The sequence below is a fragment of the Mycolicibacterium flavescens genome (assembly GCF_001722335.1).
GTDB classification, from domain to species: Bacteria; Actinomycetota; Actinomycetes; order Mycobacteriales; family Mycobacteriaceae; genus Mycobacterium; species Mycobacterium flavescens.
Map to the genome: position 1 here is coordinate 1 of NZ_MIHA01000006.1, position 12547 is coordinate 12547.

17 protein-coding genes are annotated in these 12547 nt (G+C 69.9%); 7 read left to right on the plus strand and 10 right to left on the minus strand.

Annotated elements, in window-relative coordinates; all coding sequences use genetic code 11:
• Positions 1-117: 117 nt before the first annotated feature.
• The 6 genes from BHQ18_RS09505 (at position 118) to BHQ18_RS09530 (ending at position 6206) form a co-directional block, all read left to right on the plus strand.
• Complete coding sequence (locus BHQ18_RS09505) at positions 118-1575, plus strand: sugar porter family MFS transporter (RefSeq protein WP_069413360.1); 1458 nt, start codon at positions 118-120, stop codon at positions 1573-1575.
• Entirely contained in the window at positions 1572-3104 is a 1533-nt protein-coding gene (locus BHQ18_RS09510; protein ID WP_069413361.1) for an FAD-binding protein, read from the plus strand. The genes BHQ18_RS09505 and BHQ18_RS09510 overlap by 4 nt, the downstream gene beginning before the upstream one ends.
• Positions 3105-3143: 39 nt before the next feature.
• Positions 3144-3425, plus strand: coding sequence for a phosphoribosyl-ATP diphosphatase (locus tag BHQ18_RS09515; RefSeq protein ID WP_069413362.1), 282 nt, complete (start codon positions 3144-3146; stop codon positions 3423-3425).
• A gap of 5 nt (positions 3426-3430) precedes the next feature.
• The gene (hisG, locus tag BHQ18_RS09520; RefSeq protein WP_069413612.1) at positions 3431-4276 is read left to right on the plus strand and encodes an ATP phosphoribosyltransferase; all 846 of its coding nucleotides are present in this window, start codon (positions 3431-3433) and stop codon (positions 4274-4276) included.
• Between the two features lie 66 nt (positions 4277-4342).
• Entirely contained in the window at positions 4343-4825 is a 483-nt protein-coding gene (locus BHQ18_RS09525) for a DUF4126 family protein (protein ID WP_069413363.1), read from the plus strand.
• Position 4826: 1 nt separating this feature from the next.
• Positions 4827-6206, plus strand: a complete 1380-nt coding sequence (locus tag BHQ18_RS09530; protein WP_069413364.1) for an FAD-containing oxidoreductase — start codon at positions 4827-4829, stop codon at positions 6204-6206.
• Here the strand turns inward: BHQ18_RS09530 and BHQ18_RS09535 are convergent.
• The 7 genes from BHQ18_RS09535 to BHQ18_RS09565 are packed head-to-tail and all read right to left on the minus strand — an operon-like array spanning position 6157 to position 10164.
• On the minus strand, positions 6157-6804 hold the full coding sequence (locus BHQ18_RS09535; RefSeq protein WP_109789240.1) for a flavodoxin family protein: 648 nt from the start codon (positions 6802-6804) through the stop codon (positions 6157-6159). The two genes, BHQ18_RS09530 and BHQ18_RS09535, sit on opposite strands and share 50 nt — an antisense overlap.
• A 9-nt stretch (positions 6805-6813) precedes the next feature.
• Complete coding sequence (locus BHQ18_RS09540; RefSeq protein ID WP_069413365.1) at positions 6814-7296, minus strand: SRPBCC family protein; 483 nt, start codon at positions 7294-7296, stop codon at positions 6814-6816.
• Positions 7293-7610, minus strand: coding sequence for an ArsR/SmtB family transcription factor (locus BHQ18_RS09545; protein WP_069413366.1), 318 nt, complete (start codon positions 7608-7610; stop codon positions 7293-7295). Before BHQ18_RS09545 ends, BHQ18_RS09540 begins: the two co-directional genes overlap by 4 nt.
• A gap of 51 nt (positions 7611-7661) precedes the next feature.
• The gene (locus tag BHQ18_RS09550; RefSeq protein ID WP_069413614.1) at positions 7662-7946 is read right to left on the minus strand and encodes a YiaA/YiaB family inner membrane protein; all 285 of its coding nucleotides are present in this window, start codon (positions 7944-7946) and stop codon (positions 7662-7664) included.
• A gap of 45 nt (positions 7947-7991) precedes the next feature.
• A complete protein-coding gene (locus BHQ18_RS09555; protein ID WP_069413367.1) occupies positions 7992-8498 on the minus strand; it encodes a DinB family protein in 507 nt (168 codons plus the stop codon).
• The gene (locus tag BHQ18_RS09560) at positions 8495-9292 is read right to left on the minus strand and encodes a thioesterase family protein (protein ID WP_069413368.1); all 798 of its coding nucleotides are present in this window, start codon (positions 9290-9292) and stop codon (positions 8495-8497) included. The genes BHQ18_RS09555 and BHQ18_RS09560 overlap by 4 nt, the downstream gene beginning before the upstream one ends.
• Entirely contained in the window at positions 9289-10164 is an 876-nt protein-coding gene (locus BHQ18_RS09565; RefSeq protein WP_069413369.1) for a RecB family exonuclease, read from the minus strand. Before BHQ18_RS09565 ends, BHQ18_RS09560 begins: the two co-directional genes overlap by 4 nt.
• Positions 10165-10238: 74 nt before the next feature.
• On the opposite strand from BHQ18_RS09565, the gene BHQ18_RS09570 reads away from it, so the two are divergent.
• Positions 10239-11072, plus strand: a complete 834-nt coding sequence (locus tag BHQ18_RS09570; RefSeq protein WP_069413370.1) for a tRNA (adenine-N1)-methyltransferase — start codon at positions 10239-10241, stop codon at positions 11070-11072.
• Positions 11073-11082: 10 nt separating this feature from the next.
• Here BHQ18_RS09570 and BHQ18_RS09575 read toward each other — a convergent pair whose 3' ends face one another.
• From BHQ18_RS09575 to BHQ18_RS09585, 3 genes are read right to left on the minus strand one after another with little or no spacing between them, the layout of a single operon-like run.
• Positions 11083-11379, minus strand: coding sequence for a DUF503 domain-containing protein (locus tag BHQ18_RS09575; protein WP_069413371.1), 297 nt, complete (start codon positions 11377-11379; stop codon positions 11083-11085).
• A 6-nt stretch (positions 11380-11385) separates the two neighbouring features.
• Positions 11386-11955 carry a lipoprotein LppK gene (locus tag BHQ18_RS09580; RefSeq protein ID WP_069413372.1) on the minus strand — a complete coding sequence of 190 codons (570 nt, stop codon included), beginning with the start codon at positions 11953-11955 and terminating at the stop codon, positions 11386-11388.
• Positions 11956-11962: 7 nt separating this feature from the next.
• Positions 11963-12454 carry an MTB12 family secreted protein gene (locus tag BHQ18_RS09585; RefSeq protein WP_084293986.1) on the minus strand — a complete coding sequence of 164 codons (492 nt, stop codon included), beginning with the start codon at positions 12452-12454 and terminating at the stop codon, positions 11963-11965.
• Positions 12455-12547: the final 93 nt, after the last annotated feature.

Sequence of the window (12547 nt, forward strand, 5' to 3'; positions counted from 1 at the left end):
CGATCTGCGCGCGGTCCACCGCGAACTGGCCGCGCGTACCTGAGAGAACACGCCGCGTGACAACCGGTCTGTGATTGAATGTGACCTCCATCACGCACTGCTGCGGGAGGTCGTTTCATGACGCACGGACCGGCTGGTGAACCCACGACAGGCCTCGACTACGAGGACACCGAACACAGCGGGCGTGTGGTCCGCATCGCGTCGGTAGCCGCGCTCGGCGGCCTGCTGTTCGGATACGACAGCGCGGTGATCAACGGGGCGGTCTCCGCGGTCGAGGACTATTTCGAGATCAGCAAGACGGTGACGGGCGTGGCCGTGGCGGCGGCGCTGATCGGTGCCGCGCTGGGCGCGGTGGTCGCCGGCCGGCTGGCCGACAAGATCGGCCGGCTGTCGGTGATGAAGCTGGCCGCGGTGCTGTTCCTGATCAGCGCGTTCGGCACCGGCCTGGCGCCCAACGTCGAGATCTTCACGCTGTTCCGCGTCGTCGGCGGCATCGGGGTGGGCGTCGCATCGGTCATCGCGCCCGCCTACATCGCCGAGACGTCCCCGCCGCGGATCCGCGGCAGGCTCGGCTCCCTGCAGCAGCTGGCGATCGTGTCCGGCATCTTCATCTCGCTGGCGATCGACGCGCTGCTCGCGCACCTGGCCGGCGGGTCACGCGAGGTGCTGTGGCTGGGCATGGAGGCGTGGCGCTGGATGTTCCTGGTGATGGCGGTGCCCGCCGTCGTCTACGGTGCACTCGCGTTCACGATCCCGGAGTCGCCGCGCTATCTCGTTGCCACATACCGGATTCCGGAAGCGCGCCGGGTGCTGACCAAATTGCTCGGCGAGAAGAACCTCGAGATCACGATCACCCGGATCAAGGAGTCGCTGCAGTCGGAGAAGCCGCCGTCATGGCGGGACCTGCGCAAGCCGACCGGCGGCCTCTACGGCATCGTCTGGGTCGGCGTGCTGCTGTCGGTGTTCCAGCAGTTCGTCGGCATCAACGTGATCTTCTACTACTCCAACGTGCTGTGGGAGGCCGTCGGATTCGGCGAGAGCCAGGCGTTCCTGATCACCGTGATCACCTCGGTGACCAACATCGTCACCACGTTGATCGCGATCGCGTTGATCGACAAGGTCGGCCGCAAGCCGCTGCTGCTCGTCGGTTCGGCGGGGATGGCGATCACGCTGGGCACCATGGCGGTGATCTTCGGCACCGCGCCGGTGGTCGACGGGCAACCGGACCTGACCGGTGCCGCGGGCCCGATCGCGCTGGTCGCGGCCAACCTGTTCGTGGTGTCGTTCGGCATGTCGTGGGGCCCGGTGGTGTGGGTGCTGCTCGGCGAGATGTTCCCCAACCGCATCCGCGGCGCCGCGCTCGGTCTGGCCGCCGCCGCGCAGTGGGTGGCCAACTGCGCGATCACCGCGTCGTTCCCGGCGCTCGGCGACTTCTCGCTGGGCATCGCCTACGGCTTCTACGCGCTGTGCGCGGTGCTGTCGTTCCTGTTCGTGTGGCGCTGGGTGCAGGAAACCAAGGGTAAGCACCTCGAGGACATGGGTTCGGACACCCCGCAGCAGGAGCGGGCGGTCTGAGCGGCGACGAAACCGTCGACGTCCTCGTCGCCGGTTCGGCCGGCGCCCTGGCCGGTGCGTATACCGCTGCGCGCGAAGGGCTTTCGGTCACCATCGTGGAGGCCACGGACCGGTTCGGCGGGACGTTCGCCTACTCCGGCGGAGGCGGCATGTGGTACCCGGGCAACCCGGTGCTGGTGCGTGCCGGGGTCGACGACACCGTCGACGACGCGCTGCGCTATTACCGCGCCGTGGTCGGTGACCGCACACCGGCCGAACTGCAGGAAACCTATGTGCGCGGCGGCGCGGCGCTGATCGACTACCTCGAACGCGACGAGCATTTCGCGTTCAAGATCCTGCCGTGGCCCGACTACTACAGTTCGGCGCCGGGCGCCCGCACCGACGGCATGCGCCACATCGTGTCCAAGGCGGTGCCCGACGAACGGCTCGGCCGATTCGCCGGCCTGGTGCGCGGACCGCTCGACCACGAGCGCCTCGGGGCGCCGGCACCCGATCTGCTCACCGGCGGCCGGGCGCTGGTGGGACGGTTCCTGTGGGCGATGGCCGACGAGCCGGCGGTCACCGCGCACCTGAACACCGCGCTGGTCGACCTCGTCGTCGAGGACGGCCGGGTCACGGGCGCGGTGGTCGAGCACGACGGGGCGCGACGCACCATCCGGGCTCGGCGCGGCGTGCTGCTGGCCACCGGCGGGTTCGAGCACAACGACGCGATGCGCACCGAGTACGGCGTACCCGGCGCGGCGCGCGACACGATGGGCGCGCCGGCCAACGACGGCCGGGCGCACCGGGCCGCGATCGCCGCCGGCGCGGCCGTCGACCTGATGGACCAGGCCTGGTGGTCGCCGGGACTGATCCACCCCGACGGGCGGGCCGCCTTCGCGCTGTGCTTCACCGGGGGCATCTTCGTCGACCGCGACGGTCGCCGGTTCGCCAACGAATCCGCCGCCTACGACCGGCTGGGCCGCGAGATCCTGGCCGCGATGGCCGCCGGCACCGTCACGCTCCCGTACTGGATGGTCTACGACAGCCGCAGCGGCGAACAGCCGCCCGTGATGGCCACCAACGTGTCGTTCTCGCCCACCGAGCAGTACCGCGCGCGCCGGCTCTGGGTCCAGGCCGACACCGTGGCCGGGCTGGCCGACGAAATCGGCGTTGCGCCAGCCGCTCTGGAGAACACGGTGCGCCGGTTCAACGACTTCGCCGCCCGCGGCGTCGACGACGACTTCGGCCGCGGCGCCGAAGCGTTCGACCGCGCGTTCACCGGTGACGCGTCACCGCTGGTGCCGATCGACACCCCGCCGTACCGGGCCGCCGCGTTCGGGGTGTCGGACCTGGGCACCAAGGGCGGGCTGCGCACCGACCGCGACGCCCGGGTCCTCGACACGTCGGGCCGGCCCATACCCGGGCTGTACGCGGCGGGCAACACGATGGCCGCCGTCTCCGGCGAGACCTACCCCGGCGGCGGCAACCCGATCGGGGCGTCGCTGTTGTTCAGCCACCGCGCGGCCCGCCACATGGCCGGCATATGAGGAGGTCGGGCAAACCCGCGTGACCCGGCCCCCGCGAGCGTGACACAATCGCGTGCCGTGAAGACCTTCGACGCCCTGTTCGCCGAGCTCGGCGAACGCGCCCGCACCCGGCCCGCAGGCAGCGGCACCGTCGCCGCGCTCGACGGCGGCGTGCACGGCCTGGGCAAGAAGATCCTCGAGGAGGCCGGCGAGGTCTGGCTGGCCGCCGAACACGAGAGCGACGACGCGCTCGCCGAGGAGATCAGCCAACTCCTGTACTGGACCCAGGTGCTGATGATCGCGCGCGGCCTGACCCTCGACGACATCTACGCGAAGTTGTGAAGCGCATGCTGCGGGTCGCGGTCCCCAACAAGGGCACGCTGTCGGAGCCGGCCAGCGTGATCCTGTCCGAGGCCGGCTACCGTCGCCGCACCGACCCCAAGGACCTGACCGTCGTCGACCCGACCAACAACGTCGAGTTCTTCTTCCTGCGGCCCAAGGACATCGCGATCTACGTCGGCTCCGGCCAGCTCGACTTCGGCATCACCGGACGCGATCTGGCCGCCGAGTCGGACGCGCCGGTCAACGAGCGGCTGGCGCTGGGGTTCGGATACTCGACGTTCCGCTACGCGGCGCCGGCCGGTCAGCAGTGGCGTGTCGAGGACCTCGCAGGCAAGCGGATCGCCACCGCGTTCCCGAACCTCGTGCGAAAAGATCTGGCCAGCCGGGGAATCGAAGCCACCGTCATCCGCCTCGACGGCGCTGTCGAGATCTCGGTGCAGCTCGGCGTGGCCGATGCGATCGCCGACGTGGTCGGCTCCGGCCGCACGCTGAACCTGCACAATCTGGTGGCCTTCGGCGAATCCCTGTGTGATTCCGAGGCGGTGCTGATCGAACGCGAGGGTGCGCCGGACAGCCCCACCGGCGGGCAGTTGGTGGCCCGCGTGCAGGGCGTGGTGTTCGGCCAGCAGTACCTGATGCTCGACTACGACTGTCCGCGAACGGTCCTCGAGGCCGCCGCCGCCGTCACACCCGGGCTCGAGTCACCGACGATCGCGCCGCTGGCCGATCCGGCGTGGGTCGCGGTGCGCGCGTTGGTGCCCCGGCGCGACGTCAACGCGATCATGGACGAGCTCGCCGCGATCGGCGCCAAAGCGATCCTCGCCTCCGACATCAGGTTCTGCCGCTTCTGATTCGCCGCGACCACGTCCGCCGGGCGTGTTAGCGTCCGGAGGTCGAAAACACGGCCGGAGGATGCCATGACGCAAGTCTTGATCCTGGTTCTCGCGCTGCTGATCGGCGTCATCGCGGGCCTGCGCGCGCTCACGGCACCGGCGGTGGTGGCCTGGGGTGCGCTGCTCGGCTGGATCGACGTCGACGGCAAATGGTCCGAATGGATGGCCCACCCCATCACGGTCACCGTGCTGACGATCTTCCTGCTCGTCGAGTTGGTCACCGACCAGCTGCCCAGCACACCGAGCCGTAAGACCGCCCCGCAGTTCATTGCGCGGCTCATCATGGGCGCGTTCGCGGGCGCGGTGATCGGCAGCGCGTACTTCCACACGTTCAGCGCGCTGGGCGCGGGTGTGATCGGCGCGGTGCTGGGCACGATGGGGGGTGCGGCTGCGCGGCAGCGGTTCGCCGATCTGCGCTCCGGGCAGGACCGCCCGGGCGCGATCGTCGAGGACATCGTCGCGGTGGGCGGCGGGTTCTTGACCGCCTTCCTGGTCAGCCTCGTCTGAGATGGCTGACGTGACCGAGACGTTCGACGCGATCATCGTCGGCGCGGGACAAGCCGGTCCGCCGCTGGCCGGGCGGTTGACCGGGGCCGGGCAGAAGGTCGCGGTGATCGAACGCAAACTGGTCGGCGGTACCTGCGTGAACTCCGGCTGTATCCCGACCAAGACACTGGTGGCCAGTGCGCACGCGGCGCACCTCGCGCGTCGCGGCGCCGAATACGGCGTCAGCACAGGCGAAATCAGTGTCGACATGTCGAAGGTCAAGGCGCGCAAGGACACGATCGTGCTCGACGACCGGGCCGGCGTCGAGTCCTGGCTGACCGGTATGGACGGCGCCACGCTGATCCGCGGGCACGCCCGGTTCGAAGACCCGCACACGATCCGGGTCGACGACCGGGTGCTGCGCGCCGAGAAGATCTTCCTCAACGTCGGCGGCCGCGCGGTGGCGCCCGACCTGCCGGGGCTGTCCGACATCGACTACCTGACCAACGTCGGGATCCTCGAAGTCGACACCGTGCCCGAACATCTGGTGATCATCGGCGGCAGCTACATCGCCCTGGAGTTCGCCCAGATGTACCGCCGGTTCGGTGCCCGGGTGACGGTGATCGAGAGGGGGCCCAGGCTGACCTCCCGCGAGGACGAGGACGTCTCAGCGGCGATCAAGGAGATCCTCGAGGCGGAGGGCATCGACATCGTCGTCGGTGCCAGCGCGATCTCTTTCACCAAGCGCGACAACGGTTTCGACGTCACCCCCCGCGAGGGCGCCGCGCCGATCACCGGGTCCCACCTGCTGGTCGCGGTCGGTCGGACACCCAACACCGACGACCTGAACCTCGAGGCGGCCGGCGTGGAGACCGACGCGCGCGGCTACATCGTCGTCGACGATCAACTGCGCACCAGCGTCGACCACATCTGGGCGATGGGCGACTGCAACGGCAAGGGCGCCTTCACCCACACGTCCTACAACGACTTCGAGATCGTTGCGGCCAACCTCCTCGACGACGACCCGCGCCGGGTCAGTGACCGGGTCACCACCTACGCGCTCTACATCGACCCGCCGTTGGGTCGCGCCGGTATGACCGAGGACGAGGTGCGCAGGTCGGGCCGAAAAGCGTTGGTGGGCAAGCGGCCGATGACACGGGTCGGGCGTGCCGTGGAAAAGGGGGAGACGCAGGGCTTCATGAAAGTCGTCGTCGACGCCGAGACCGAGGAGATCCTCGGGGCGGCGATCCTCGGCGTCGGCGGCGACGAGGTCATCCACGCCGTGCTGGACGTGATGACCGCGAAACTGCCCTACACCGCGATATCCCGCACCATGCACATCCACCCGACGGTCAGCGAACTGGTGCCGACGATGCTGCAGGAGTTGAAGCCGCTGCAGTGAGCTGGCGGCCCAACCGCATCTGCTGGGTCACCGAGGCCACCCGGTGCCCGAGATGGTGGCAGGTCTGTGCGTCGGAGGGGTGCACCCGCGCGGGATCGGCGTCCACGTCGGTCTGCGCGCCGGCGCCGAGCCAGAACCCGAGCCGGTTCAGGTCGTTTTCGTCCGCGGTCGAGCTGTTCCATCCGGGCGGCAGCCCGAGGTTGACCCAGTGCATGTGGTGCTGTGCGGCGAACACCGCCAACGAGATCAGGGTGCTCAGCTTGTCGCCGCTCTTGGCGCCGGAGTTGGTGAACCCGGCGCCCACCTTGTCGCGCCAGGTTCCTTCGATGCAGCGCCGTCCGGTCTTCTCGGCGAACGCCTGAAATCCCGCCGACACATTACCCATGTACGTCGGTGAACCGAACACGATCGCGTCGGCGGAATCGAGTGCTTCCCAATCGGTTTCGGTGATGGCATCGAGCACGACGTGGGTGACCCGGGCACCCGCCTCGGCGGCGCCCGCGGCGACCGCGTCGGCCAGGTGGGCGGTGTGCCCGAACCCGGAGTGGTAGGCGATCACCACCGTCGCGGGTGCGGTCGCGATCTCGTTGTCGGTCATCGGTTCTCCTTACTGGTCGATTTCGGCGCGCCGGCGGCTCCAGTCCGGCAGCGGTGCGCCGTCGAGGTGGGCCCGCAGCCGGTCCAGGTAGGCGTGCGTGCCGCCGAGGAATCCGCCGGCGCTGCGCAGGCCGAGTCCGCGGTGGCTGAACCGCAGCCGGGTGCCTGCGCCGTCGGGGCTCAGCTCGTAGCGCACGACGCCGTCCTCGACGATCGACTGCTGCCACTCGTGCTCGAACACGTGCGGGGGATCCCACACCAGGATGCGGCCGGTCATCCTCTTGCGGTCGGCGGGGAGCGGGGGTCCGTCGGGGACCATCTCGATCGAACCTCCGACGCGGGCGTCGATGCTCGTCGCACCGAACCACTGCGCGCGCTCGGCGGGATCGGTGATCGCCGCCCAGACCGCCTCGGGCGGGTAGGGGAGATGGCGTTCGAAGGTCAGCACGGCGTGCGCGCCGTCGACAGTGAGCACGCCGTCGGGATCGGTCACGGTGTCTCCCGGTGTTTGTCGGCCAGGTGGCGCTCGAGCGCGTCGAGATGGCCCGCCCAGAAGCGCCGGTACCGCTCGATCCACTCGTCGATCGCGACGAGTCCGTCCGCGCGCAACGCGTAGATGCGGCGTTGGGCGTCGGGGCGGACTTCGACCAGCCCGACCTCACGCAGGACGCGCAGGTGTCGCGACACTGTCGGCTGCGTCAGCCCCGGCAGTGTCGCGACCAGTTCACCCGCGGTGCGTTCACCGTCGACGAGCGCGTCCAGCAGCACGCGCCGACTCGGTTCGGCCACGGTTTCGAACACATCCATGGCACCGAGTATTGCAGTTCATCTATATAGATGCAACTACATATGAAGGCCTCACGTCGCTGCGTTGAACGGATCGTGTTCGGCGATCAGCCGTTCGATGCGCGCCTCGTCGAGCCGAACCCGGACGGTGGCGGCCTCCTGCTGGTCGCGGATCACCTTGGCCAGCGTGAACGAACTGGTGACCAGGAAGAGCGCGGTCATGCCGAGGAACAGCCGCTGCCACGGGTCCAGGGGCAGGAAGAGGATGCCGCCGAGCATGCCCAGCAGGCTGACCCCGAACGCGATGGCGGCCTGCAGGAAATATGCGGGGGTGCTGCGGTTGGTGATGGTGTCCATGTCGCCCAGACTGCCCTGGATGCGCACCGGCGGGGATAGGTAGAACTACCCGAAATCAGCGCTGCGCAGCAGTCGCAGCTGTCCGATCTCGGCGATGTTCTTGGTCAGCTCGACGTTGACCCACAGCGCGGTGTGCATCGCGGTGTAGGAAGTTCCTGCGCCCCAGGGGAATTTGGAGGGTGCAGCTGGGTCGAGGTCGGTGAGCACGTCGCGCCAGCGCTGAGCCAGCGCGCGTAGCCGCTCGACGGCGGCGGCGCCGTCGCCGGGCCACGTGATGGCGTCACGCTCCCGCGGCGGTTTCCCGGTCAGGTGATCGATGACCGTCGACCACCAGAAGTCGATGTGCCAGGTGAGCCAGGCGATCGTCGGCACCGGGATGGGGTCGGGTTCGTTGTCGGCCCAGTCGGGCCGCCAGACGCCGTCGGCGTCGGGTCGCACCGTCCACACCAAAGCGGCGGGCTCCCAGAGAAAGTCGTCCTCGGTGAGCGCGCACAGATGCAGATCGGCCAACGCCCAGGCCAGGTCGAACTGCCACGCGAGGTCGCGGGTCACGGTCGGCGCTGCACCAGCAGGGTCTGGGCCGATGTGCCGATGAAACCCCGCCGGTCGAACAGTTCGGCGGTGGTCACCCCGATGCCGTCCGGGCCGATCGAACCGCGGGCGCGCACCGCGAAATCCTCGCCCTCGGGCAGCCTGTGCAGATGGACCGCTGTATCGGTGTTCATGAACACAAACCGCTCCGCGTCCAGCGCCGCCCCCGCCCCGTTTGCGCAGTCCACCACCATCGCCAACCGCTGCAAGTCCGTCGTCGGCTCCGAATCGACAAGGGGGACAAGGGGGCTCATCCACACCACAAAGCCGGTCTGGTCGGAGTCGTGCTGACGGCGCCAGGTGATGGTTTCCAGGTAGCCCTGCTTGCCCAGCAGGGCGTGGGCGCGTTGCACCGATTCGCCCTCGACGAGCGGGGGATAGCGGTCGGTCACGGCGTCGGCGGTGTCGCTGGTCGCCAGCAGCCACGCCGTGACCCGGGCGACGGTCCGCCAGTCGCCGTTCGGTCGGATCGCCGACATCTCGGCGACCATCAGCGAGATCCGCGCGCCGGGGCGCTCGATCCAGGCCCGTGCACGCACCCGCGCGACCGGTATCGCGCCGAGGATGTCGAGGGTCAACCGACCGACCCGCATCCCGGAGTCGCCGGCCAACTCCTCGATCAGCTTGGTCATCAACGCCAGAGGTGGTGAGCCGTGCTGGATCTCGGGGTCCCAGTTGCTTCGGGTGCCGTCGGTGGAGTCGAACACCTGGTACTGGCCGTCGACGCCGACGCGCCGGTAGTAGCAGTCGCTCACGCGGCGGGCTCCGCGGTGTGCAACACGGCGTCGCCGGGCCCCTCGGGCCAACCCGGATACGGCGGCGGGGTCCCGCCGAACACCGGGCAGTGCGCATGGTGGGCGCACCAGTCGCACAGCGCCGAGGGCCGCGGCCGGAAATCGCCTGAGGCGCCTGCGCTGCGGATGGCGCGCCAGATCGCGATCAGCGTCCTCTCGAACCGCTCGAGCTCGTCGAGGTCGGGGGTGTAGTCGAGGATCTGGCCGTCGGCCAGGTACAGCAGCCGCAGCCGGGTCGGCATCACCCCGCGCGACCGCAGCAGCGCGACCGCATAGAACTTCATCTGGAACATGGCCTTGAACTCGGCGTGCGCCCTGGCCTCCGGCGGCGCCTTACCGGTCTTGTAGTCGACCACCCGCAGTTCACCGGTGGGCGCCACGTCGATGCGGTCGACGAAACCGCGCAGCAGCGTGCCGTCTTCGAGCTCGACCTCGACGCGTTGTTCGCAGCTCTGCGGTTCGAACCGGGTGGGGTCCTCGAGCCGGTAGTAGCCGCTCAGCAACGCCCGCGCCTCGGTCAGCAGCGTCGCCCGCAGCTCCGGTTCGATTTCGGTGGCCAGCTCCGGTTTCTCGGCGGCGACGCGGTCCCAGGCCGGGTCGATCAGCGTCAGCGCGGTGTCAGGGCCGCGCTGGGCGGCCGGCAGCGCGTAGAGCTGTTCGAGCGCGGCGTGCACCACCGAACCGCGCACCTGCGCGACCGAGGGCGGCTCGGGCAGCCGGTCGATCGCGCGGAACCGGTAGAGCAGCGGGCACTGCTTGAAATCGGCGGCCCGCGACGGCGACAGCGCAGGCCTCCTGGCTTGACGCGTCTCCTGCTCACCCCGCTCGGTCACAAGGCCAGCCTAGGACCGGCGTCCGACAACCCCGCGCACCCGCGGCGGCGCGTCAACTGGCAGGCTGATGGGCTGTGCCAAGAACCGGTCCGTTCGCCGTCGGCGACCGGGTGCAGCTCACCGACGCCAAAGGGCGCCGTTACACGATGGTGCTGGCCCCCGGCGGGGAGTTCCACACCCACCGCGGGATCATCGCGCTGGACACGGTCATCGGCTTACCCGAGGGCAGCGTGGTCAAGTCCACCAGCGGCGACCAGTTCCTGGTGCTGCGCCCGCTGCTGGTCGACTACGTGATGTCCATGCCGCGCGGCGCCCAGGTCGTCTATCCCAAGGATGCCGCGCAGATCGTGCACGAGGGCGACATCTTCCCGGGCGCGCGGGTGCTCGAGGCGGGCGCCGGTTCCGGTGCGCTGACCTGCTCGCTGCTGCGCGCCGTGGGACCGGACGGCCGGGTGATCTCCTACGAGGTCCGCGACGACCACGCCGTGCACGCCGAGCGCAACGTCGACACGTTCTTCGGCGCGCGTCCGGACAACTGGGATCTGGTGGTGGCCGATCTCAAATCGTATTCGGGCCCGGAGGTCGACCGGGTGGTGCTCGACATGCTGGCGCCGTGGGAGGTGCTCGACACGGTCGCCGGGGCGCTGGTCGCCGGCGGGGTGCTGATCATCTACGTCGCGACCGTCACCCAGCTGTCGCGGGCGGTGGAGGCGCTGCGCGAACAGCAGTGCTGGACCGAGCCGCGGGCGTGGGAGAGCATGCAGCGCGGCTGGCACGTCGTCGGATTGGCGGTGCGCCCCGACCACACGATGCGCGGGCACACGGCGTTTCTGATCAGCGCGCGCAAGCTGGCCCCTGGGGCGGTGACCCCGGCCCCGGCGCGGCGCAAACGCCAGCCCGGCGGGTAGCGGGCGGCGCTCAGTCGTCGGTGCTGCGGCGCAGACCGCGGCGCGCCGAGAGCAGTTCGAGTTCGGGGCGGGCGGCGACCAGGCGCTCGGCGGCGTCGAGCACGTCGACCACGTGCGCGCGGTCCGCGGCCACCAGAGCCACTCCGACGCTGGCGCGCCGGTGCAGATCCTGGGCACCGGTCTCGGCCGCCGACACCGAGAAGCGGCGATGCAGTTCGGCGATCACCGGCCGGATCGCCGAACGCTTCTGCTTGAGCGAGCGCACATCACCGAGCAGCAGGTCGAATTCGAGCCAGCCGATCCACATCTGCGGTCAGGGCGTGGGAGTCGGGGGCGGGTTCGGGGCGGGCGTCGGGGAGGCCTCGCCGATCTGCAGCAGCGAGTCCGCGGTGCGGCGGCTCAGCTGCCAGTGGTCGTCGGCCAACCGGAACTCCATCGGAAACGTGAAATCGCCGGCCTGCGGGTTGGCGGTGCGGATGGTCACGACCGCCAACACCACGCCTTTCTGCCCGTCGGCCCACGTCAGATCGGTGGCTTCGAAAGTGACCGGGGCGTACCCGCCGTCGCGCAGAGCGGTGGTGAACTTGTCCATCGAGTCGCCGTCGGCCGGGGTGGCGTCCTCGATCACGTCGAGCTTGTCGGCGCCGGGTACGGCGCCGTCGGCCATCCGGGCCAGCACGTCGGTCAACGCGTTCGGCGGCGGCAGCGGCGCCACCGGCACCGACGGTTCGGCCGCCGTGACGGTCGGGGGTCTGGTGATCGGCGCCGGAGTGGCCGGGGCGGCCGGCGCGGGTGCCGGGTCGTCACCACACGCTGAAAGTCCGAGCGCCGCCGCGATAGCGACGGCGCTCAGGACTACAGCACGCGTGGTGGTGCGGGGCACGGACTGCCTAGCCCACAGCCGACATCAGGGCCATCAGCGACTGCTTGGACATCTGCCAGCCGGTCGGGCTGGGACCCGGCACGAACTGGATGACCTGGCTGGCGACACCGCCGGTGGCCGCGGTCGCGGTCACGTTCGCGGTCACCACCGGGCCGTTCTGGTCGATGTTGGCGATCGAGAACGACAGCGGGAACTTGCCCTGGGCCTGCGCCTCACGCAGCTTGGAGTCCGCGGCGACCCTTTCGAACCGGCCGATGCCGCCCTGGATGTACGGCGCCTTGCCTGCCGCTCCGCCCGGCGCGCCCAGCGCCTGCAGCGTCTGCATCAGCGCGCCCTCGAGTTCGGGGGCCGGCGCCTGCGGCATCGGGATGTCCCATACAACCGGGGCGACGGTGGGCGCGGACGCCACAGTGGTGGTTGCAATGGAGGTCACACCTGCCGCGGCACCGCCGACGACGGCCAGTGCCGCCACGCCGGTAACGAGGGATTTCAGGGTCACGACATTCCTTTCGATCGGACCAGCTCACGAGAGAGGTTAACAGCGGTGCGGGTGTGTCGAATTGCTACACCGCACACAAAGGCTGAATCGCCG

Excerpts from the sequence above, each read along its gene's own strand:
- BHQ18_RS09505 (WP_069413360.1), top strand. The coding sequence starts at position 118 with ATGACGCACGGACCGGCTGGTGAACCCACGACAGGCCTCGACTACGAG.
- hisG (WP_069413612.1), top strand. The coding sequence starts at position 3,431 with ATGCTGCGGGTCGCGGTCCCCAACAAGGGCACGCTGTCGGAGCCGGCC.
- BHQ18_RS09525 (WP_069413363.1), top strand. The coding sequence starts at position 4,343 with ATGACGCAAGTCTTGATCCTGGTTCTCGCGCTGCTGATCGGCGTCATC.
- BHQ18_RS09530 (WP_069413364.1), top strand. The coding sequence starts at position 4,827 with ATGGCTGACGTGACCGAGACGTTCGACGCGATCATCGTCGGCGCGGGA.
- BHQ18_RS09535 (WP_109789240.1), bottom strand. The coding sequence starts at position 6,804 with ATGACCGACAACGAGATCGCGACCGCACCCGCGACGGTGGTGATCGCC.
- BHQ18_RS09545 (WP_069413366.1), bottom strand. The coding sequence starts at position 7,610 with ATGGATGTGTTCGAAACCGTGGCCGAACCGAGTCGGCGCGTGCTGCTG.
- BHQ18_RS09550 (WP_069413614.1), bottom strand. The coding sequence starts at position 7,946 with ATGGACACCATCACCAACCGCAGCACCCCCGCATATTTCCTGCAGGCC.
- BHQ18_RS09575 (WP_069413371.1), bottom strand. The coding sequence starts at position 11,379 with ATGTGGATCGGCTGGCTCGAATTCGACCTGCTGCTCGGTGATGTGCGC.